The organism is Colwellia sp. KS18-150 (assembly GCF_057551365.1).
Genome location: NZ_BAAJMC010000020.1, coordinates 49,343 through 71,272, shown reverse-complemented (window position 1 = coordinate 71,272; position 21,930 = coordinate 49,343). Strand labels below are relative to the sequence as shown.

Annotated in this window: 17 protein-coding genes; 7 read left to right on the top strand and 10 right to left on the bottom strand. The window is 37.0% G+C overall.

The window, feature by feature from the left end:
• Positions 1-178: 178 nt before the first annotated feature.
• From AC27IF_RS17155 to AC27IF_RS17130, 6 genes are all read right to left on the bottom strand, one after another.
• On the bottom strand, positions 179-1,063 hold the full coding sequence (locus tag AC27IF_RS17155; protein ID WP_487055563.1) for a hypothetical protein: 885 nt from the start codon (positions 1,061-1,063) through the stop codon (positions 179-181).
• A gap of 180 nt (positions 1,064-1,243) precedes the next feature.
• Positions 1,244-1,666: a DUF3859 domain-containing protein gene (locus AC27IF_RS17150; protein ID WP_487055562.1), complete on the bottom strand. Its 423-nt coding sequence runs from the start codon at positions 1,664-1,666 to the stop codon at positions 1,244-1,246.
• A 114-nt stretch (positions 1,667-1,780) separates the two neighbouring features.
• Positions 1,781-3,094, bottom strand: a complete 1,314-nt coding sequence (locus AC27IF_RS17145; protein WP_487055561.1) for a TIGR03503 family protein — start codon at positions 3,092-3,094, stop codon at positions 1,781-1,783.
• The gene (gene dnaQ / locus AC27IF_RS17140) at positions 3,076-3,852 is read right to left on the bottom strand and encodes a DNA polymerase III subunit epsilon (protein ID WP_487055560.1); all 777 of its coding nucleotides are present in this window, start codon (positions 3,850-3,852) and stop codon (positions 3,076-3,078) included. Before dnaQ ends, AC27IF_RS17145 begins: the two co-directional genes overlap by 19 nt.
• Positions 3,853-3,883: 31 nt before the next feature.
• Positions 3,884-4,381, bottom strand: a complete 498-nt coding sequence (locus AC27IF_RS17135) for a DUF2919 family protein (protein ID WP_487055559.1) — start codon at positions 4,379-4,381, stop codon at positions 3,884-3,886.
• Positions 4,368-5,102 (bottom strand): DUF599 domain-containing protein, encoded by a 735-nt coding sequence (locus tag AC27IF_RS17130; RefSeq protein WP_487055558.1) that lies wholly within the window; start codon positions 5,100-5,102, stop codon positions 4,368-4,370. Before AC27IF_RS17130 ends, AC27IF_RS17135 begins: the two co-directional genes overlap by 14 nt.
• Positions 5,103-5,292: 190 nt before the next feature.
• On the opposite strand from AC27IF_RS17130, the gene AC27IF_RS17125 reads away from it, so the two are divergent.
• The 3 genes from AC27IF_RS17125 to AC27IF_RS17115 all read left to right on the top strand — a co-directional run bounded on the left by AC27IF_RS17125 (position 5,293) and on the right by AC27IF_RS17115 (position 10,732).
• The gene (locus AC27IF_RS17125) at positions 5,293-7,677 is read left to right on the top strand and encodes a carbohydrate binding family 9 domain-containing protein (protein WP_487055557.1); all 2,385 of its coding nucleotides are present in this window, start codon (positions 5,293-5,295) and stop codon (positions 7,675-7,677) included.
• 188 nt (positions 7,678-7,865) lie between these two features.
• Positions 7,866-10,217 carry a DUF5916 domain-containing protein gene (locus tag AC27IF_RS17120; RefSeq protein ID WP_487055556.1) on the top strand — a complete coding sequence of 784 codons (2,352 nt, stop codon included), beginning with the start codon at positions 7,866-7,868 and terminating at the stop codon, positions 10,215-10,217.
• Between the two features lie 26 nt (positions 10,218-10,243).
• Entirely contained in the window at positions 10,244-10,732 is a 489-nt protein-coding gene (locus AC27IF_RS17115; RefSeq protein ID WP_487055555.1) for an META domain-containing protein, read from the top strand.
• Here AC27IF_RS17115 and AC27IF_RS17110 read toward each other — a convergent pair.
• From AC27IF_RS17110 to AC27IF_RS17100, 3 genes are read right to left on the bottom strand one after another with little or no spacing between them, the layout of a single operon-like run.
• A complete protein-coding gene (locus AC27IF_RS17110; RefSeq protein WP_487055554.1) occupies positions 10,725-11,852 on the bottom strand; it encodes an RDD family protein in 1,128 nt (375 codons plus the stop codon). The genes AC27IF_RS17115 and AC27IF_RS17110 overlap by 8 nt on opposite strands.
• A gap of 30 nt (positions 11,853-11,882) precedes the next feature.
• Positions 11,883-13,055 carry a vWA domain-containing protein gene (locus tag AC27IF_RS17105; RefSeq protein ID WP_487055553.1) on the bottom strand — a complete coding sequence of 391 codons (1,173 nt, stop codon included), beginning with the start codon at positions 13,053-13,055 and terminating at the stop codon, positions 11,883-11,885.
• Between the two features lie 16 nt (positions 13,056-13,071).
• A complete protein-coding gene (locus AC27IF_RS17100) occupies positions 13,072-13,917 on the bottom strand; it encodes an AAA family ATPase (protein ID WP_487055552.1) in 846 nt (281 codons plus the stop codon).
• A gap of 180 nt (positions 13,918-14,097) precedes the next feature.
• Here AC27IF_RS17100 and cysK point away from each other — a divergent pair, with 180 nt between their 5' ends.
• Positions 14,098-15,093 carry a cysteine synthase A gene (cysK, locus tag AC27IF_RS17095; protein WP_487055551.1) on the top strand — a complete coding sequence of 332 codons (996 nt, stop codon included), beginning with the start codon at positions 14,098-14,100 and terminating at the stop codon, positions 15,091-15,093.
• A 102-nt stretch (positions 15,094-15,195) separates the two neighbouring features.
• Positions 15,196-15,660, top strand: a complete 465-nt coding sequence (locus AC27IF_RS17090; RefSeq protein ID WP_487055550.1) for a hypothetical protein — start codon at positions 15,196-15,198, stop codon at positions 15,658-15,660.
• Positions 15,661-15,665: 5 nt separating this feature from the next.
• Here AC27IF_RS17090 and nhaD read toward each other — a convergent pair whose 3' ends face one another.
• Entirely contained in the window at positions 15,666-16,979 is a 1,314-nt protein-coding gene (gene nhaD, locus AC27IF_RS17085) for a sodium:proton antiporter NhaD (RefSeq protein WP_487055549.1), read from the bottom strand.
• Positions 16,980-17,299: 320 nt separating this feature from the next.
• Between nhaD and AC27IF_RS17080 the strand changes: the two genes are divergently transcribed.
• Positions 17,300-21,232: an ExeM/NucH family extracellular endonuclease gene (locus AC27IF_RS17080; RefSeq protein ID WP_487055548.1), complete on the top strand. Its 3,933-nt coding sequence runs from the start codon at positions 17,300-17,302 to the stop codon at positions 21,230-21,232.
• Positions 21,233-21,259: 27 nt separating this feature from the next.
• Entirely contained in the window at positions 21,260-21,868 is a 609-nt protein-coding gene (locus tag AC27IF_RS17075) for a PEP-CTERM sorting domain-containing protein (RefSeq protein WP_487055547.1), read from the top strand.
• Positions 21,869-21,930 lie beyond the last annotated feature (62 nt).

Genomic DNA, 21,930 nt, shown 5'->3' with positions numbered 1-21,930 from the left:
AAAATTTAAAAAAATTCCTAGATAGATATCATTATCTTATATAAGCAATTAATTTATTTGATATAGCACCTTCTACTCTTTACCACCCACGCCGTATCACTAATTCAAGCCCAGTATCGTCACTATTAATTAAAATCCAAAATAGACTCTACACTCGCATATTATTTTGTCTTTATAATTAAAGTGTTAATGATATTTTTTCTATACCAATCGATGTTTCTTTTAAAATTTCTGGTGCATTATCAGGAAAATCACCTCGAAGGTAATGACGCAATGTTTTACCATTTTTAGTTTCAGCCGTAATTAGCAAACCAAACACCTGATCTTTTGTTATTTGAGATTGCTCTAATGGGTGTTTTTGGTAATTCTTTTGGGAGTATGTGCTGAATGAGGTTAATGGCACTGAGATATCCAGCCAAGTATCTAAATATAAATCTGCAGGAATTTTTATAATGATGTCTTGATAAAATGTTGATTTATCATTATCTGCATGGTTTTCACCATAGAAAGTAAAACCTATGTAGGCATTACTATCATCTAGTTCGTTCAATATTTCATTAGACATTTTCGCTGACAAAACAGCCCTAACTTTCTGGTTGCTTGGCAAGTAGGAGCTGTGCGAATTTAACCTCAACCTGATATTAAAATCATTATAATCTCCAAACGCAAACGACTCTTCTTCAAATTTAATCTCTATGCCATTTCCATGTTGTCTCTTCCAATTAATTATCTTTTTAACCAAAATGATAGAATAGCTTTCTGCTTGATAACATTTGTTTTCTGTTACTTGCCTTAAACCGTAATCACCATGACTTGATTTAGCAGATGAATATTCACCTGGGTAATTGAGCAAATGATTCCAAAAACTAACGGTTTCGTTAGCGTCTAACAAGGGGAAACGGCTAATTTTATCTGGTAGAAAAGCTAGGGAGCAATTTGCCTTAGTGATAACAGCTTTGCCCTTATTTGTTTCCTTGGCTTTGACTATGAAATGACTTAAAGAAAACAGCAGTACAAAAAAAACTAATAAGCTAGCGGTTGTGGTTTCACGTATCTTTCCCATGATTATCCCTATGATTAAAACCTTGCTATGCGCATCAGGCAACTCTAACCCAAAATACGCACACAAGAATGTAAGCGGTTACATTTTTAATAATATAACCTGCAAACATTGTCTTTACTAGGATTATGTAAGTGAATAATAAGGGGTTTTAAAGGAGCTGTTTAATTTACAAGCGCACAACTAATATCCATGTTTTCTTTTGAACTCATTGTGCTCTTCTAAAATTATATCGAATTGTTTTTCTGCGAGAACTTTACCGTTATGTTCGATTGTCATACGCCAGCAACCAACTTTATTATGCAAAGGTAGCCAAATACAATCCCCTAAATAAAAGTCCCAGTTATTATTATCGACGTATACATCTCCGGTAAACGGAGCCATTACATTGCCATTATCATCAGGGATATCAGGATGAAAAATATTAAAGGTTAGCTTCTGCCCTTTTGCTCGTTTTGCGTTAAAGGTAAAACCAAACTCTATATCTTCTATCGCGGTAACTGTGTTGGTAAACTCTATAATTTTAGGTAGCTGTTTAGCGTTTGAATCCCAGTGTTCATAAATACCATAAGTGGTAACAGAGTATGATGATTTTTGTTTTGCCATTGGAGTACTCTAAATAGAAATTGTGCAGAAATGAGAAAGCATATAGTTTTCTGATGAGGCTTAAGACTGTAACCTCAACTCTATATGCTTTGTACAAAAGGAAAGGTATTAAATTTATTTAGCCTTTTTTTTACGCATAACGAGAAATAATACCAAGGCTATAATTATTATAATGCCATTTCCAGCGGCAATTAAGATAATTGATTGTGTATTTTTCTCTTCTTCAATCAGCTGTTGCTCAGCTATTGCTTGTTCAAGCTCTAGACCTTTATCTGCCAATAACGGCTCTATAGGGTCCATATCAACATTAGTATCTACTGCATTTTCACTGGTTATTTGCGCAAACTGATTGTTACTCGCCTTAACGTTAAAGCTAAATTCAGGTACAACTAATCGGAATTCACGTCCCGTCGTTGTTTTACCAAAAGCGCTCATACTAATGCGATGTACCCCACCTTCTGTGTATCGAATATCTTTAGTACGCGTTTCACCTGTTTGATCATCCATAATAGAAAAAGGCTCTACTTGCCTGTCTGGAAAAACAACTTTACCTTGAAAAATCAAACTATCTGGATCTACATAAGTAGGATCGATAGTCACTATCATGCTGTGTGGTATTGATTCTGATTCAGAGCTCTCAACAGAAATAGCGATGGGAGTTTTATGTAAAACAATCGGTTTTTGACGTAGCTCACGCGTTACCATGGGCAGCTTAATTAGATATACCGGCTGCCACTCACCTGCAGCAAAGTTTAATTCAAATTCACCGGTAAAAATGCCATCTGCGGCATATTCATCAAGATTTTCACCGTCATCACGAAACGAAGTCACTTTTATTGCGTCGGCACCAAAGTTATCGTGTTCAGAATTATTCGTACTATAAAAGTGAACATCTAGTTTTACTACATTGCGAAAATTTGGCGTATCAATACTGTCATTTTCATTAAACAGTTTACCGCTTACTTTAAGCGTTTCACCTTCTAAGACAATTTCAGGTAATGGGTCCACAGCTATTTTTATGTCTGATACCACTAAAATTTGGCTTTTAGGTAAAATATCCCCAATAGCTTGCCATGGCCCTGGCATTGGTTTCTTAATTTTAATCATGTCAAATGTGCTATCGTCATGCCATTGCACTTTATCACGATCATAATTATTGATTCTAACTTTGCTGCCATCAGGTCGAACTAGAATAATAGGCTTACTACCTCTAACACGATAAAACAGTAACGTAATTTCATCTAGTTCAGCATCAATTCTAAAGCGATTATCAAAATAGGGAATTTGATTAGTAACATTGTCTGATTGGTATTTAACTTGAGTACGTTTAAAGTCTTTACCTGCTGAGGCTTCAGCAGCAAAAAGATTGAAACTAAAAAAAGTTGTCGAGATTAAAAAACCTAATGCGACTAACTTGGTTGTATCCAAAGTGGCTCTCCCCCCTTTTGTTTAACAATTGATAATCTTTCTTGATGAGCTTCTATTTCATCGGCAGAAGCAGCAATAACCTTTAATTTTTCTCGTTCGCTACTTAAACGTCTTATAGCATTCGCATCACTTGAATCGTTATCACCTGCAGATAAGTTTAAGGTTGACTGCTTACGCGTCATTTCAATGTAGACGAAAGCAAGCAGCTGGGCATCAATTAATGCGCCGTGATAAGTTCGGTCGATTAGTCCGTCAACTTTATAAAAGCGAGCGAGATAATCTAATGTTTTCGGTGAGCCAAATTCATCTTTAGAAACTTTTAACGTATCGGTTACCGTACAAATATCCGCTGTCATCGGGACTTTTTGTGCCGAGCGATTAGAAAAGTTTACTAGCGAAAATTCATGGTCCATAAAGCCGACATCGAATTTAGCATTATGTATTACCAATTCAGCATCACGAATGAAGTCAATAAATTCACCAACGACCTCTGAAAAAATAGGCTTGTCATTTAAAAAGTCATTCGTTAAACCATGGACATTGATTACCTCTTGATCCATTTGCAACACTTGTCCGTATTGATCTAATGGTTTGATATAAGCATGGTAAGTCCTCCCTGTTAACTGGCGATTGATCATTTCAACACAGCCAATCTCAACGATTCGATGACCTTCTTTAGGGTTTATCCCTGTTGTTTCAGTATCAAGGATGATAAGTCGTTTATCTTGATTATTCGTTTGCTCTGCTACTTCGCTCACATTTTTAACCTTTGTTTATGCTAGTTAACACCTATTTTTCAGGCATTTTTTGCGGAAATTCTTTTAAATTAATATTTAGTCGTTCACTGCTATAACACATGATAATAAGTGCTATCGTGATCAAACTTTGTGCTAGCAGCCATGGCACTGAGGATAACTGCCAAAAGTAATAGCCAACCGTATGAGTTAATAAATCAAACATCAAAGCGACAACAATAATTACTCGGCTATGTTTCCAGCCCCATCGAACCCATTGATGAGCATCTGGCCTTCGTAAACTAATAATGAGTAGTACAATCAGTCCGACCGTTCCTGAAACTAAACTTAAATAAAACAACGACGTTTCAGGGTAAATCCATTGAATGATACTTACTCTATCACGCATATTTGTTACTGACATTAACCAAACAAGATAGCCACGTAACAAGAATAATAATGCTAAATAAAAGCGTTTAGAGAGCTTTAAACAATCGTAGTTATCAAAGTCTTGAACCGAATATTTTAGGTAACGGGTTTTACTCTTTTGCATTACTAATATTCTTTAAGTCTCTTTCAAGGTCTAAGAAATTCTGACCTGCGGTAATAGCCCTCACTGTTTTAGAGCTAAATTCTCGATTATATAAGGTATAAACAACCCATAAACTCATCAACATAAATAATATTGGATGAAAGAACCAACACATTGCTGCTAAAGCAAAATAATATGAGCGCAGACCATAATTATATGAGTGGGCTGCTTGATCTTGCACAATAGCAATTTGCACCGCATAAGACTTTAAATTCTTATTCCCACCGGATATATCAATTGGCATCGCGCCTATCATAACATTAACAAAACCATATTGGCGCATAGACCAAGTAAATTGAAAAAATGACAATACAAATATAAACGTGAGTAAGCTTAACTTTAATTGAATCGTTAAATGGCTTGAATAATCAGCATAAGGTAAAGATGAGATCACACTTTCTAAAGTGCCGATCTTAGCAAATAGTGTTAATAAACCCGCTAAAATTAGCAAAGTACTCGAGGCAAAAAAAGCGATGTTTCGTTCTAAATTAGCTAGTAATGCCGCCTCACCTACCCTAATTTCTTTACTTATGGCTTCATGCATCCAATGAATTCTATGTTGATGTAAACAACGAGCGATACAATTCGTGGTTTTAGCTTTCTTTCTAGCAAACCAAGTATACCCAGACCAAGATAAAAAAAAGATGAAAAGTGCAATAATATCGATAATAGAAAATGGCATATAAAAACTCACAAATAACTAACTCGATAATATTACCCCGTTAGCACAGGACTTCAACTAAATCAGTGACAAAAATGTTATTCAACATAAAATAATTGCTATTTATCGACTATCTTTTGACAACAGCAACAAGTTTTCACAGGATATAGCACATATTTACAACTTATATTTCTCCCTTACAGGTTTATTGATGTCTTTTTTCCGAAGTTTTATCGATAAAACAGCACTTTCTGTGATGTTTATGTTCTTTTGTACCCTTAGCCAAGCAGCTGATAAAGTTCAAAGTTCAAATAATACAAACATTGATATCCCCCGTACCAACGGAGAAATAAATATAGATGCTCAGTTAGATGAGCCTCAATGGCAACACGCAAAGAGAGTGACCATGAATATAGTCACTCGGCCATACGACAACACAAAAAGCCCGGTCGATACACAGGCACTATTAATGGAAGATGGAGAAATTTTATTTATTGCTTTTATTGCTCAAGATCCAAATCCTGAGCAAATCAGAGCTTTTTTAAAAGATAGAGATAGAAGCTGGGGTGATGATTTAGTCGGTGTAAAACTTGATACCTATAATGATCAACGTACTGCCTATCGCTTTCTTGTTAATCCGTTAGGGTCACAAATTGATGGTATTGAAAGTGAAGTCACTAAAAAAGAAAGTGATTCTTGGGATGGTATTTGGCAAAGTGCAGGTACATTAACAGAGCAAGGTTATGTTGTTGAAATAGCCTTGCCACTAAGAATGCTTAACTTTAATGAAAATAAGCAGATACAAGACTGGGGCATAGAATTATTGCGTTTTTATCCAAGGTCACAATCGTACCGTATTTCTAATATTCCTCTCGATAGAGGGAATAGCTGTGAACTATGTCAATTAGCTACTGCTCGTGGTTTTAGTGGCGCTAAACAAGGTGATAATTTAACCATCACCCCTGCACTTGTCACAACAGCGACTCAGGAGCAAGATGATGATGGTGAATGGCAAAAAGAAACTGATGTTGAGCCAAGTTTAGATATTCGCTGGGGAATAACACCCGATTTATTGTTAAATGCCACTATAAATCCAGACTTTTCTACCGTAGAAACAGATAGTGCACGCTTAAATATAAATAATAATTTTGCTTTGTTTTTTGATGAAAAAAGACCCTTCTTTTTAGATAACCAAGATTACTTTGACTCCAACTATAATCTTGTTTATACCCGAAATATTAATGCCCCTAATTACGGTGCTAAATTAACAGGTCGACATCAAGAGCACTCTTTTGGAGTATTCTTAACGGATGATGCCGATACCAACATTCTCATTCCGGGTAATAGAGCCTCAACCATAGCTACAATTGAAGCTGAATCAAAAGCGGCAGCTTTTCGTTATCGTAATAACTTTAATGATGATATAACGCTTGGTTGGACAAGCACACTTAGAACCAGTGAAGATTATGAAAATAGTGTCCATGGATTAGATGCGAGATTTAGATTAACCACAGAAGATGTCATCAAATTTCAAGCGCTATATTCTAATACCCAATATCCTGATGACTTATTTGAGCAATTTTGTGACAGCGATAATATTGATGATTGTAATTCACCCGATGAAGAAAATGATTGTGACTTATCAGGGTGTGATTACAGCGAGCCATTACTGCGAACCTTAAACGCAGAGCCTTTTGATGGCCACGCCTATCGAGCGGCCTATTATCATACTGACAGTGAATGGCATTACTTTGTAAGGCATGAAAAACAAAGTGAAGGTTTTCGAGGAGATTTAGGTTTTATTCCGCGTATTGATTACACAAAAAGCGTTATTGGTGGCAATCGTAAATGGTATGGTGAGCAAGGAAATTGGTGGAGTCAATTTAAAATTCACTCTGATTGGGATATTACCCACAATATAAACGGTGAATTAATTGAAGAGGAATTTGATTTAAGTGCTCATTTAAATGCCAGTTATAATTCTTACTTCAGACTATCACTTACTTCTAGAGATAGAGTCGGCAGCAGAATAGATAAAAGCACACTTGATATAGACGACAATACAACGCTTTTTGAAGAAAAGAGAATAGCTCTTTTTGGTAACATTAAACCGATTTTAGGCTTGCAATTTAAAGCGCATCTTTCATATGGCGATGCGATTGATTATACCAATAATCGCTTAGGTAAAAGAACACAAGTCATACCTAGCGTTGAATGGAATATCAATGAACACCTAGAAATTAAATTGAAGCAAACTTACCGCGAATTAGATGCCGATAGCGCTAATGTTTTTATTGCGCGGTTGACGGATTTTAGAGCCACATATCAATTTAGTGTACTAAGTTTCCTGCGCTTAAGTGTTATATATAACAATACACATAGAAATGCTGATAACTATCTTTATAGCGATCCTGAAGATATAGACGATATCAGTAAAGACTTTTCAACAGAGTTACTTTACGCCTATAAAATTAATCCACAAACAGTATTTTACCTAGGATATTCTGACCATCACGACAGTGACACTAGTTTTAATGAATTAACTCAGGATGCTCGTAGTGCATTTATGAAGTTTAGTTATGCATGGATAAAATAACACCTTTGGGTTATCAAAAAGTAAACGTTGTGTTAAAGGTAAAAATTTGCAACAATTTGTGTCATAAGAATTTACCGCTTATGACATAAAGAACAAAGTAAATTGTCGCGAGTAAATCTATCAAATAATAACTATAAATTTACGGAAAAAGTATGCTGAAGCTAAGCTGTACAAGCTGGATTGTGCTTATGCTGATTTCTTTTTTTATTGCGCCAATATACAACGTACACGCAGTAGCAATAGCGCCGACTATTGAATTAAGTCATGACGATGAACTGATAAAAAAAGAAACTTCACAAGAAAAAACATTAAGCCCAACAACACAGAAGAATAATCAACAAAACTTACCCGCAATTAATGTCCCTTATTTCCAAGGAAAAGTGACTATTGATGGCGAGTTAAATGAAGAGCTATGGAAAAATGCTTCTACAATTGACTTAAATATCGTTAATAGTCCATGGCATAACTTACCTAGCCCGATAAAAACGACTGCAAAATTAGTTGAAAATGGCGAATTTCTTTATGTAGCTTTTATCGCAATAGATCCTGAGCCTGAAAAAATCCAAGGTTTTTTAACCGATAGAGATAATGCTTGGGCGCATGATCTTGTTGGCATCAAACTCGACACTCATAATAATAGACGCTTAAACTATGAGTTTTTCGTCAATCCTTATGGTGTTCAAAACGACTCTACTTTCAATGAAATAACCGGCAATGCAAATACATCTTGGGACAGCATTTGGCATTCTTTTGGTAAAAAGACCTCACAAGGCTATCAAGTGGAAATGGCAATTCCATATAATATTTTAAACTTTAAAGATGATGGTAAAGAAAAAAAATGGGCAATTGAGTTGGTTAGAATTTACCCTCGAGATACCAGACTTCGTATTTCTCATGTTGAGATAGACAGAGATAATCCATGTTGGTTATGTCAATACCCAGAAGCAGTCGGCTTTAAAAATGCTCAAATAGGTAAAAACTTACGATTAACCCCCAGTGTCACCGCCAGCAGAAATGAAACTCGCGATATTTATGACAGTAATGATGATTGGCATAGCGATGACGATATCGAAGCTGGCATCGATTTACGCTGGGGTATCAATTCCAGTAATTTATTAAATGCGACAATAAATCCTGATTTTTCCGCCGTAGAAAGTGATAGCGGTCAATTAAGTGTAAACACCAACTTTTCTTTATTCTATGAAGAGAAGCGCGCATTCTTCCTCGAAAACAGTGATTACTTTAGCAGTGATTTTGATTTAGTTTATACCCGAAATATTGCCGATCCTGATTATGGCGCTAAATTCACAGGGCGAACAAATGAGCACAGCTATGGCGTGTTTATGACTAATGATACCGAAACAAATATATTACTTCCGGGTAACCTGCGTTCTGATCTTGTCACTTTAGAGCAAGAAAGCCACTCTGCCGCCCTTCGTTATCGCTTTGATTACAATGACGACTTCACTGTCGGCACTATTGCTACATTACGTTCTGCCGATGATTATCATAACTATGTAACCGGTGTTGATGCTCGATACCGAATAACAGAATCTAATACACTCAAAGCACAACTGTTATACTCAGATACGCTTTTCTCTCGAGATATGATAGCGAGTGCTGATGATAATAGCTTTAGCGATCAAGCATACAAAATCGATTTTAATCATAACTCAGAATATTGGTATTTAGATGCCAGTCATCAAAGTATCGGCTCTGACTTTAGAGCTGATCTAGGTTTTATGCCCAAAGCCGATATCAAAATAAACGACGTTGTGGTTAAACGAGCATTTTATGGTAAGCAAGATAGACATTGGCAGGAGCTTGATATTACAGCTGAATGGTCAATTACTCACAATATTAACAACGAGCTGATAGAGCGAGAGCTAGTTACCGGTTTTTATGTTGATGGGCCTTTACAATCTGAATTTGAGTTTAATCTCGTGCATGGCGAAAGAGTCGGCTTACGCTACGATGAACATAACAGTGATATTGATGGTAACACCAGCTCATTTAATGAAGACCAATTGCTATTTTTCACAAGCGTTACCCCAAATAACCGTCTCTATTTATCATTAGATATTACCTTAGGTGACAAGATTGACTATGCAAATGATCGCTTAGGAGACTTGATTCAAGTGGGCGGTAATATCACTCTATTTGTCACAGATCACCTCGAGTTTGATTTTTATCAAACCTACAGTAAGTTAGATGCTAAAAATAGCCAAAATAAAAAAGAAAATGTCTACCTTGCCAATATCTCGGAGTTAAGACTATCCTATCAGTTTGATGTACACAGTTACTTAAAATTAAGTTTAATTTACACCGACGTAGATAGAAATCTTGATAATAATATTGCTGGATATTCAGAGCAAAATAAATTGCTCTCGAGCCAGTTAATTTATGCGTATAAACTCAACCCTCAAACGGTGTTTTTCTTAGGGTATTCTGATAATAGCTTTCAAGATGATGATCTGACCAATTTAGAAAGAGAAGAACGCACTTTCTTCACCAAAATCAGCTATGCTTGGGCACCATAATGTGTCTAAGCGTTAAAGGAAAGACGATGAACATTAAATATACTGCTATTTCGACACTTTGCTTATCAATGCTACTTATTACTGGCTGTAGTAAAAAAACTGAAGTAGCTGCAACGCCAACAACAGTGCAACAAACACCACAAAGTACATCACCGTTAAAACCAGACATTGATAGGATATCGCTCCTAGGTACATGGCAAGTTGAGAGCATTGAAAACAAGCCCGTTATCGATCGTAGCCCTGCTCGATTTACTTTTAATGATAAACAACAAGTTAATGGCTCAGCGAGTTGTAATAACTTCTCTACTCGTTATCTTATTGACGGGCACCAGTTAACAATTAGTCCTAGCGCCGTCACTCGTAAAATGTGCACGCCAGTATTAATGAATCAAGAAAACCAATTTTTAGCTGCATTAATAAAAGTGAAAACATATAAGCTTGAACAGCAAATGCTTTACTTATTTGATGATGAAGACAACCTTCTGTTTAAAGCCTCAAAACAGCTTACTAAATAACGGCTCTGTCTAGCGGTGATTTTCTTATATCAATAACCACTGTCGCTGATATTTTATCATGAATGGCTTGCCTGTTAGGGTCCCAATAAATTTGTATAAAGCCAAGTAGACCTGTAGCAATTCCAGCGCCATAACCACCATAACGACCAAAACTATCCCATAAGGATAATGGGGTTCCATCAAGCTGTAGTACTTTAATCCCCAGCAGTTTTTTACCTAGCGTTTGACCATGCCATAACGCAGTAGAAGCAGTAAAATAAAAAGTAGCCCAACCAAAACCTAAACCCAAATCTTTGATAATACCTTTCACCCACTCAATCACAGAATAGACGGGTTTATTGACAGTTTTTTCTGGTACTGTCTCTACAGCCTCAGCAACCTCTAACTGATTACGTTGTAACGTTAAAACCTCTCCGTCATAGCGAGCCTGCATCGCTATAATTAATTGAGCTTGCTCATCTTGGCTCAACTTTGTTGCTTCGGTTATTTTTTTAAAAATATCTTCTATACCACTTTCTGACATATCAAGCCCACCTTCAACCGCGATTTGTGCGATATGTGACGACACAGGCAGCAGTTCATCTTGCCAACAAGGTAAATCAACGCAAGTACTATCTGCAATAGTGGCGAGCACTGAAATAGCGTAGCCCGTCACCACAAGAGACTGTTCGATAGATAATTCATTCTCTTCCAATGAGACTATTGAACCAGCATCTTCAGAGTCAAAGTAATCTAATATTGGCGGTAAGGTATCGAGTAAAACAATAAAAGCCATCAATGCAGCAAAAAAACGTAAGACTGCCCGGCGTTTATAACCCGTAATTTTACCGCGAGTTTGTGCACGTTTAGTATTCCCTAAGCGATATAGAGTGATGGCGATGGCAAGTGCTAGGATGCCACCTGAAATCTCAGCAAGTAAGGCAATTAACGCTAAATCAATTAAGATAGCAATACCGCGACGACTAGGTGATGCCAAGGGTAAACCAAATAATGATTTATCCATTTTAAAAGCAAATGGCGTTAAAAAGTGCTTAGTTTCTTCCTCTGTCAACCCTTGTAGCTCACTTTGGTTATGGCCTTGATTTACAACCTCATGACTAGCTAGCACTTTCTTATTCATCAAAGCATCCTGAATTATTTAACCAATGACCTAGAGTAAAGCTTTTATCCCCTGCCCTAAGCCAGCCAATGTTAACGGGTACATTTTATTCTCCACAAGCTGTGACATAATATTGATTGATGCATAATATGGCCATTGCACTTCTTCTTGCGGGTTTAACCAAATAACATCGTCAAAATGGTCAGTTAACCGCTTCATCCAGACACTACCCGGTTCTTCATTCCAATGTTCAACACTACCACCTGGATAGGTTATCTCATAAGGCCCCATCGTCGCATCACCAACAAAAATAACTTTATAATCACGACTATAGGTATGAAGTACTTGTAATAAGTCTATTTGCTCACTTTGACGACGGGCATTATCTTTCCATACCGTTTCATATAAGCAATTATGAAAATAAAAGAACTCTAGGTGTTTAAATTCTCCATGGATTGCTGAGAATAACTGCTCACACACTTTAATGTGATCATCCATAGAGCCGCCGATATCAAAAAACATCAACACTTTAATCGCGTTATGACGCTGAGGTTTCATTTTAATATCTAAATAACCGGCATTTCTGGCAGTGGCCGAAATAGTATCATCAAGTGCTAGCTCTTCACTGCTGCCAGTTCTAGCAAACTGACGTAACTTACGCAGTGCAACTTTCATATTACGCGTGCCAATCTCTACATTGGCATCTAAGTTTTTAAACTGACGTTTATCCCAAACTTTTGTCGCTTTTCTATGTCTTGAGCTGTCTTGACCAATACGAACACCTTCAGGATTATATCCATAAGCACCAAAAGGCGAAGTGCCACCCGTGCCTATCCATTTATTGCCACCTTGATGTCGTTTCTCTTGCTCCTTTAGCCGCTCTGCTAAGGTTTCCATTAACTTATCAAAACCACCAAGCGACTTTATTTTCTCTTTTTCTTTATCGCTTAATTGTTTTTCTAATTTCTTCTTCAACCAGTCTTCTGGTATTTGAGACAAATCTAGCTCTAGACTCGCTACCCCTTTAAAGTAGTCAGCAAAGGCACGATCAAATTTATCAAAATGAGACTCATCTTTTACTAACACGGTACGACTTAATGTGTAAAAGTCATCTATGTTCGCAAAAACTACATTTTGCTCTAACGCACGAATTAAATCTAACAATTCACGTACAGTACAAGGCACCTTGTACTCACGAACTTTGGTAAAAAAATCAATTAACATAATGAAAAACCATCTACTAACGATTACGCTGATGCATAAATGCTAATTTTTCAAATAAATGTACGTCTTGTTCGTTCTTTAATAAGGCGCCATGTAGCGGTGGGATCACTTTCTTTTGCCTTGTTTCATGTAGTGTTTCTGTTGATATATCTTCCGCTAGTAATAGTTTTAACCAATCAATAAGTTCAGAAGTTGACGGTTTCTTCTTTAACCCCGGCATATCACGTAAATCAAAAAATAAAGCCATCGCTTCATCTAACAATGCTTGTTTGATGTTAGGAAAGTGTACGTCAACAATCGCTTGCATCTCTGCCTTTTCAGGAAAGTTAATATAATGGAAGAAACAGCGACGAAGAAATGCATCCGGTAATTCTTTTTCGTTGTTTGAAGTGATGATAATAATAGGTCTTTGCTTAGCAACAACTTTTTCTTGCGTCTCATAAACAAAGAATTCCATTTTATCTAGCTCTAATAATAAATCGTTAGGGAACTCAATATCTGCTTTATCTATTTCATCAATTAATAATACTGGACGTTTATCAGCGGTGAAGGCATGCCATAACTTACCTTTAATTATATAGTTAGCAATATCTTTAACTTTTTCATCACCTAACTGGCTATCTCGAAGGCGAGATACTGCATCATATTCATAAAGGCCTTGCTGGGCTTTAGTGGTTGATTTTATATGCCATGGAATAAGATCTACTTGTAAACTTGCTGCTAGCTCTTCAGCTAACATAGTTTTACCTGTGCCTGGCTCCCCTTTGATTAATAACGGACGCTCTAGGGCGATTGCAGCATTCACTGCTAATTGTAATTCACTTGATGCTATATAATTAGTTGTACCTTGAAATGCGCTCATTGTATTTTCCAAAATCGATTATTTTTATATTAGGGTTCACCCCTAGCTATTCATAGCTAGAAAAGCTTTTATATATTCCATAAAAGCATATAAGTTATAACAAAATATAACTTCTTTTTCTGTCATAAGAGGCTAATCTTAACAAATATAATTAAGTGAACATAGTCACAGGATCTAACCATGTCTAACATATTTAAAGATAACTCTACCTCTATTGGTAATACTCCCTTAGTAAAACTTAACCGTGTAATTGCTAGTGAAAATAGTGATGGCACTCCTACAGCTACTGTTTTAGCCAAAGTTGAAGCAAGAAACCCTAGCTTTAGTGTTAAGTGTCGAATTGGCGCTAGCATGGTTTGGGATGCTGAAGAGAAAGGTTTATTAACAGAAGGTTGTGAGATTGTTGAGCCAACCAGTGGTAATACAGGTATCGCATTAGCTTTTGTAGCAGCAGCTAGAGGTTATGCTATCACCTTAACTATGCCAAGTACCATGAGCTTAGAGCGTCGTAAACTTCTTACTGCACTAGGTGCAAAAGTTGAATTAACTGATGGCGCAAAAGGTATGAACGGTGCAATTGCTAAAGCGCAAGAAATTAAAGACTCAAACCCTGAAAAGTATGTATTATTAGGTCAGTTTGATAACCCAGCTAACCCACAAATTCATGAAAAAACTACAGGTCCAGAAATCTGGAAAGATACTGAAGGTAATGTAGATATCTTCGTTGCTGGTGTTGGTACAGGTGGTACTATCACAGGTACTAGTCGTTATCTTAAGCTTACTAAAGGTAAAGCAGTTACTTCTGTAGCCGTTGAGCCTGTTGACTCACCTGTTATCGCCCAAAAGCTTGCTGGTGAAGAATTAACACCGGGCCCTCATAAAATTCAAGGTATTGGTGCTGGTTTTATCCCTGGAAACCTAGATCTTGAAATGATCGATGCTGTAGAGCAAGTATCAAATGATGATGCTATGGCAATGTCACATCGCTTAATGAAAGAAGAAGGTATCTTAGCGGGTATTTCTTCAGGTGCCGCGGTTATAGCAGCTAAACGCCTTGCAGAAAAACCAGAAAATTCAGGTAAAACCATTGTTGTTGTACTTCCAAGTTCAGCAGAGCGTTACTTATCAAGTGCTTTGTTCAGCGATAGTTTTTCAGAGAAAGAATTAGTACAGTAAAGTAAAAACACTTTACTAGTTAAAAAGGTGCTTCGGCACCTTTTTTATTTTTTACTAATTGATAAGCTGTTGTTATTACAAAACATAGGTTATGCTTGAAAAATGATATTTAACATTAAACTTCTAACAAGTATGTTCAAAGCAAAGCTATTTATTCTTCCTCTTATTTTTCTCATTAGTGCTTGTGGTGGTGATGAAAAAGAAATCACAAAAATTGATAATCCTGAGCTTGTCGCAGTCGCTTTTTTCAATGCCATATATAATGAAAAAAATACTAAAAAAGCAGCCTCTGTATGTGCCCCTAAGCTTGCTCGGTTAATCTTGCATTATAAATCTCCTAACGCCGTAGCTAGACACCTTTTTAACATGTCTTATGACAAAGTTGACATTAAGCCTGACGATAGCGGTGTAAAGCTGAGAGAGCAATTTAAAAACAAAGCAGTTATAACTCTGTATTTTGACGGTTACTACCAAGATGATCGTTTAAAAGACGTAAAACGTTTATCGTTAGTGCAAGTTGGTGGTGGAAAATGGGTAATTGAAAAGATTTTAAAAGATCCTTTTTAAGAGGTTCAAGGGTTTAATAATAAATGAACCCAAATGCTTGCTCCATAACCTAAAGCAATAATTGGCGTCCACTTCAAGTGGCCAAAAAAAGTATAAATACCTCTCGCTTGCCCCATTAACGCAACGCCTGCTGCAGAACCTATGGATAACATACTACCGCCTACTCCTGCAGTTAATGTGACTAATAACCACTGACTAGAAGACATTTCGGGATTCATCTGCAATACAGCCACCATGATAGGGATATTATCTAAAATAGCAGAAAATATCCCCACTAAAATATTGGCGATTGTTGGACCAAGCTCAAGATATAAATAATTCGATAAATGCGATAGATAGCCAATAAAACCCAAACCACCAACACACATGATGACGCCAAAGAAGAATAATAAAGTGTCCCACTCAGCACGGGCTACTTCGCGATAACTATCAAATGCGGCAACATCACCAACTTGCCCGTAGACAGGCACATCTTCTTTTAGAACCACATGTGTTTTTCGTAAGTAATAACCGAAAAACTTCAAATAAGCCAATCCGGTGATCATGCCTAAAAATGGTGGTAGGTGTAAGAAATTGTGGAAGGATATCGCGGTAATAATCGTTAGTAAAAATAACGTAATAATACGTTTAGCCCCCCTCTTCATCGTTACTTCTTCGGCAATAACGGTGGGCTTTTCATCCTTAATAGCAAATGACATCAAAATAGCGGGTACTAAGTAATTAACTACCGATGGAATAAATAAAGCGAAAAATGCAATGAAAGATAAATGTCCTTTTTGCCAAACCATCAAGGTAGTTATATCACCAAACGGACTGAAAGCACCACCAGCATTAGCCGCTACAACTATATTTACACAACTAATGCCGATAAAGTTGGTGTTACCTTTACCAACGGTTAGCACAACAGCACACATAACCAATGCCGTGGTTAAGTTATCAATGAGTGGCGAGAGAAAAAAGCTTAAAATACCTGTGATCCAAAAAAGGTGACGATAACTAAATCCTTGATTCACTAGATAACTACGCAATTTTTCAAACGCTTTTCTCTCACTCATCGCATTAACGTATGTCATGGCAGTGAGTAGAAATAAAAACAGCTCTGAAAACTCGACAAGAAAATGTCGCACAGCCTCTTCAACGATATGAGGATCGGAATAATCAGTATACTTGTATGCGACTAAAGCCCAAATGAGACCTGCGGCTAATAAGACAGGTTTAGATTTTCTAAGGTGAGTAAATTCTTCAGCAATTACTATAGTGTATGCCAAAGTAAATAAAAAAATTGCGCTATATCCAACCCAATGCGTAGTTAAATCCATAGTAAAATAGTTTTAATTCAATTCATCAGTCTTAATATTAAAAATAGACCAATTATTTCAAAGAGACAATATTGGCGGGCGATATACTCATTACTTTAGTCATAGCCAAACGTACAAAGCTTAGTGTTTCATTAACAATATAACCCTCCCAAATCTTCCCCCATATTATTCAATATAAATATATTGACCACATGGTCAAAATTAACATAACCTTCACTACGATGTAACAAAAATGAAACATCGTTCATTCACAGTTAGGTTGATTTTTTAAGCAAACATAATTTGTCAGCAAACAATTAATACCAACATGGAGAAATACAATGAATGCGTCTATTAAATGCCAACGCCGGCTTTTCGGTAATGGAAAATTAAAACTAAGCTTACTTGCAATGTGCGTTGCATCAAGCTTGACCAGTGGAAACGCCTTGAGTGCAGAAACCCTTTGGGCCGAAGATTTCAACGACAGTAGTCTTGACAATAAAGGGGCTATTTTTGACACCATAGATATGGATAACGTTAGCCGTTGGACCATTGACGTCAGTAATGCAGAGCTTAACGCTACCTCAGATTGGTTCAAAGTCACTTCTGGGGCTATAGAAGCTAGAGATATTGACGGTAGTGCAATTTGGCTATCTGAAGCAATCGATATTTCAAATCAGAGCAATGTCACTATTTCTTTAAATGCTAGTGAAATTGGTACTCATGAAGCCGCTGATTATTTTGATCTAGCTTATTCAATAGACAACGGAGAGTTTGTACTTATTGAGAACTGGCAAGGATTGGGTAATGAAAGCCATACTTTAATTGATGATTTTACTGAAGTGTCTATCGTTCAGGAAATACCAGCGGGCATGAGTTTACAAATTAAAGTTACCATGGCAAATAATTCAGGTAGTGAAAAGCTTCGTTTGGATAACATCCTAGTGACAGCTGGTAGTGTTATCGATGATGATGATAATAATAATTCAGAAACAGTCTCTAATGCTTGCTTTAATTGCCCTGATTTAACACGTATTGCCAGCGCTGAAGATTTTGATGATATGAGCTATTACGCGCCTGTTATTAATGCAATAAGTTCAGAGCAAAGTACCGAGGACATCAAAGCATATATTAATGAAGTCATCTCAGTTAACCATAAGCAATTAACCTACTCTGAAGCATGGACGGCATTAACAGTAACTGATGAAGATCCAATGGATAGTGACAATGTTATCTTGTTCTACCGCGGAATTTCAAAAGCTAAGTTTTCCAATGGTAGTGGCTCACAATCAACCGATCCTGATAACTGGAACCGAGAGCATGTTTGGGCAAAAAGTCATGGCTTCCCTAGCTCTAGTGCTTTAGCTTATTCAGACATACATCACCTTCGCCCTACCGATATTTCAGTTAATGCCTCACGAGGTAACTTAGATTTTGATAATAGCGATAACCCGTTAGCTGAATCACCCGAAAACCGTGTAGATGGTGACTCATTTGAGCCACGAGATGCAGTAAAAGGCGATGTAGCACGAATAGTCATGTATATGGACGTTCGTTATGCTGGTCTTGACTCCATCACACCAGATTTACAAGTTGTAGATAACTTAACATCAACTGGCGAAGCTAAATTAGGTAAATTATGTACTTTATTAGCCTGGAGTGAAGCAGATCCTGTTGATGAATTTGAACAACAACGAAATAACAGCATTTATGAATTTCAAGGTAACAGAAATCCATTTATTGACCACCCTGAGTGGGCTTCATTAATTTTTGGCTCAAGTTGCGATGATTCTACGCCAGAGGAGCCAACAGATCCGGTTGAGCCTCCGTCATCTGGTAGTGAACTATTTTTCTCTGAATATATCGAAGGCTCAAGTTTTAACAAAGCCGTTGAAATATATAATCCTAGTAATGAAGCTATTGCACTAGATAATTATCAATTTAATCTCTATTCAAATGGCAGCACAACTATAACCAGTAGCTATACACTCTCAGGTGAAATATTACCAGGAGACGTGGTTGTACTTGGCTCGAGTCAAATTAGTGACTCAAGTGCCCTAAATGCTTATATAGATTATTATGTCAGTGCAGTAAATTTTAATGGTGATGATTACATCGAGTTAGTACGTGATGGTAACGTTATTGATAATATTGGTACCTTTGGTGTTAGAGAAAATTGGGGAAAAGACAAAACCTTAGTTCGACTTGCTTCAGTGAGTACTGGAGACAACAACCCTAACGATACGTTTGATTTAACTGATGAATGGCAAGTTCATGACACAGATACATTCAATTTTTTAGGTAGCCACTTATCTGATGCTGAACCAACAGATCCTGAACCAGGAGAAGAGCCAGTTATCGGTATGTGTGGTGATGATGCTGATAAAATTCACGTTATACAAGGTAGTGATAATGAGTCATCGGTTATTGATGAAGTAAAAACGATTGAAGGAACAGTCACTTTAATCGCAGCAAGCTTAAACGGTTTCTTCATCCAAGAAGAACATAACGACATGGATGATAACGTACTGACCTCTGAAGGGGTGTTTGTTTACCTAAATGACAATAATAGTCTACCAACATTAGGCAATAAAGTAAGAGCTCAAGGTATCGTTGCTGAAAACTATAATCGCACACAGTTAACGGCAACCAATGGTTTCTTAGATTGTGGTGAAGGTGAAACTATCACCCCACTACAAGTTAATCTACCTGTTGAAACTAGTGATTACTGGGAGTCTATCGAAGGTATGTCAGTAAGCTTTACTAATACATTAAAAGTAACTGATACCTATAACTTAGCAAGATTTGGTCAATTAACGCTATCAAGCTCTCGTTTAATAATCCCTACTAACATCTATTCAGCAGGTAGCGAGCAAGCAATTAATTTAGCAGATAAAAATAGCCGCAATCGCATCATGCTAGATGATATGAACAATGCCCAGAACCCTGAATCTGTCATTTTCCCTGCCCCTGAATTGAGCTACCAAAACACCTTACGTTTAGGTGATTCAGTATCAGGATTAACAGGAGTAATAGACTACAGTTACAGTGAATACAGAGTATTGCCTAGCCAAGTGCCACAATTTCAAAGTACTAACGTCAGAGCAACTAAGCCAGAATTAGCCGACGGTTCATTAACTATCGCTAGTTTTAATGTTTTAAACTATTTTAATGGCGACGGTAACGGTCAAGGGTTTCCAACCGACCGAGGCGCTGATACGTTAGAAGAGTTTACTCGTCAAAACAGTAAAATTGTCGCTGCTCTAGTTGATATTAATGCTGATATTGTTGGCTTAATGGAGTTAGAAAATGATGGATTCTCTACCAATAGTGCAATTGCCAACCTTGTAGCTGAGCTTAACCTACAGTTAGGCGAAAACAGTTATGATTTTGTAAGTATAGACCAAGCAGGTGTAGGTGAAGACGCCATTGCGGTAGGCTTTATCTACAAACCCGCAACGGTTGCTTTAGTTGGTAATGCCATCACCACTACACAAGCTCCTTTTGATTACGGAAATCGTCAACCGCTTGTACAAACATTTAAAGAAATTGCCACAAAGGAAACACTAACGATTGCGGTAAATCACTTTAAATCTAAAGGTAGCTGTAGCAGCGCATCAGGTAATAACCAAGATATTGGCGATGGCCAAGGTTGTTGGAATGAACTGAGAACACAAGCAGCAAACACCTTAACGACTTGGTTAAACACAAACCCAACAGGCTCAGAAGATAAAGATTTTCTCATTATTGGCGATTTAAATGCCTATGGTAAAGAAGATCCTATTAATGCCATTACCTCGTCAGGCTATCATGATTTAGTTGCTAAACACTTAGGTGTTAGCGGGTATTCATACAGTTTTGGCGGCGAAATGGGTTATTTAGACCATGCACTGGCGAGTGATTCACTCGTAAGCCAAATAGTTGATGCAAGTGTCTGGCATATCAATGCTGATGAGCCACGTATTTTTGATTACAACACTGAATACAAGTCTGCAGAGCAACTATCGTCTTTCTATGGCAATGACGCTTATCGCGCCTCAGATCACGATCCTGTCATTATTGCGCTTAATTTAGCAAGCACTGCTGAGCTTATTGGTGATTTTGATGGTGATGCTGACATAGACAGTCAAGATGTTCGTCTGTTCTCATCAATGATCCGCAGCGGTGAAGCCAATGATAGCCGTTATGACTTCAATCAAGACAATCAAGTTAATAGCCGAGATGTAAGAGCGTTAATGAGCTTATGTACTCGTTCACGCTGCGCTACAGAATAATAATATAGAACTTTAAAGGAAATAATGATGAAAAAATTAATAGTACTACTGACAACTATCGTAATCTCATTAAACGCTCATGCAACGTTATTGTCTGTTGAGCTTAATCAAAATGATTATCAAGTTGGAGATGTGTTAACAGCTGACATTGTCATCTCAGATATTGAAGAAGATGCCTTTGGCTTTCAAAAGCTATTGGCAAGTTTTGACTTAGCTTTATCTTGGGATAACGCTATGATTAATTACACCTCAGCCTCTTTTGGCAGCAAGCTAGATGTTTACCCAGACCCTATGTTTGCAAGTGATCAATTTACTCTTGCCATGACTGATAGTATCTCACTATCAGAAGTCAGCTTTGCTTTTAGTGATGACTTATTTTTTGCTCAAGATGGACTTGATAGCTTTATTTTAGCGAGTATTAATTTTAACGTTATTGGCTCAGGTAACTCTAGCTTGTCATTTGATAGCTTTGATTTAGGCGATGATTTTGGTGATTCATTCACTATGACCACTTCAATGGACAAAAGCTATTCAGTTATGGATAACAACTCAGTTAGTGTGCCAGAGCCAAGTGCGTTAGCCTTATTGTTAATTGCTTTATTAATGCTAACAAGACAAGTAAGAGCTCGTCATTAAAAACGAGGAACGTTAAATCAATCGTTATATGATAAAAACTAAAAAGCCCTTATCAATCGGAT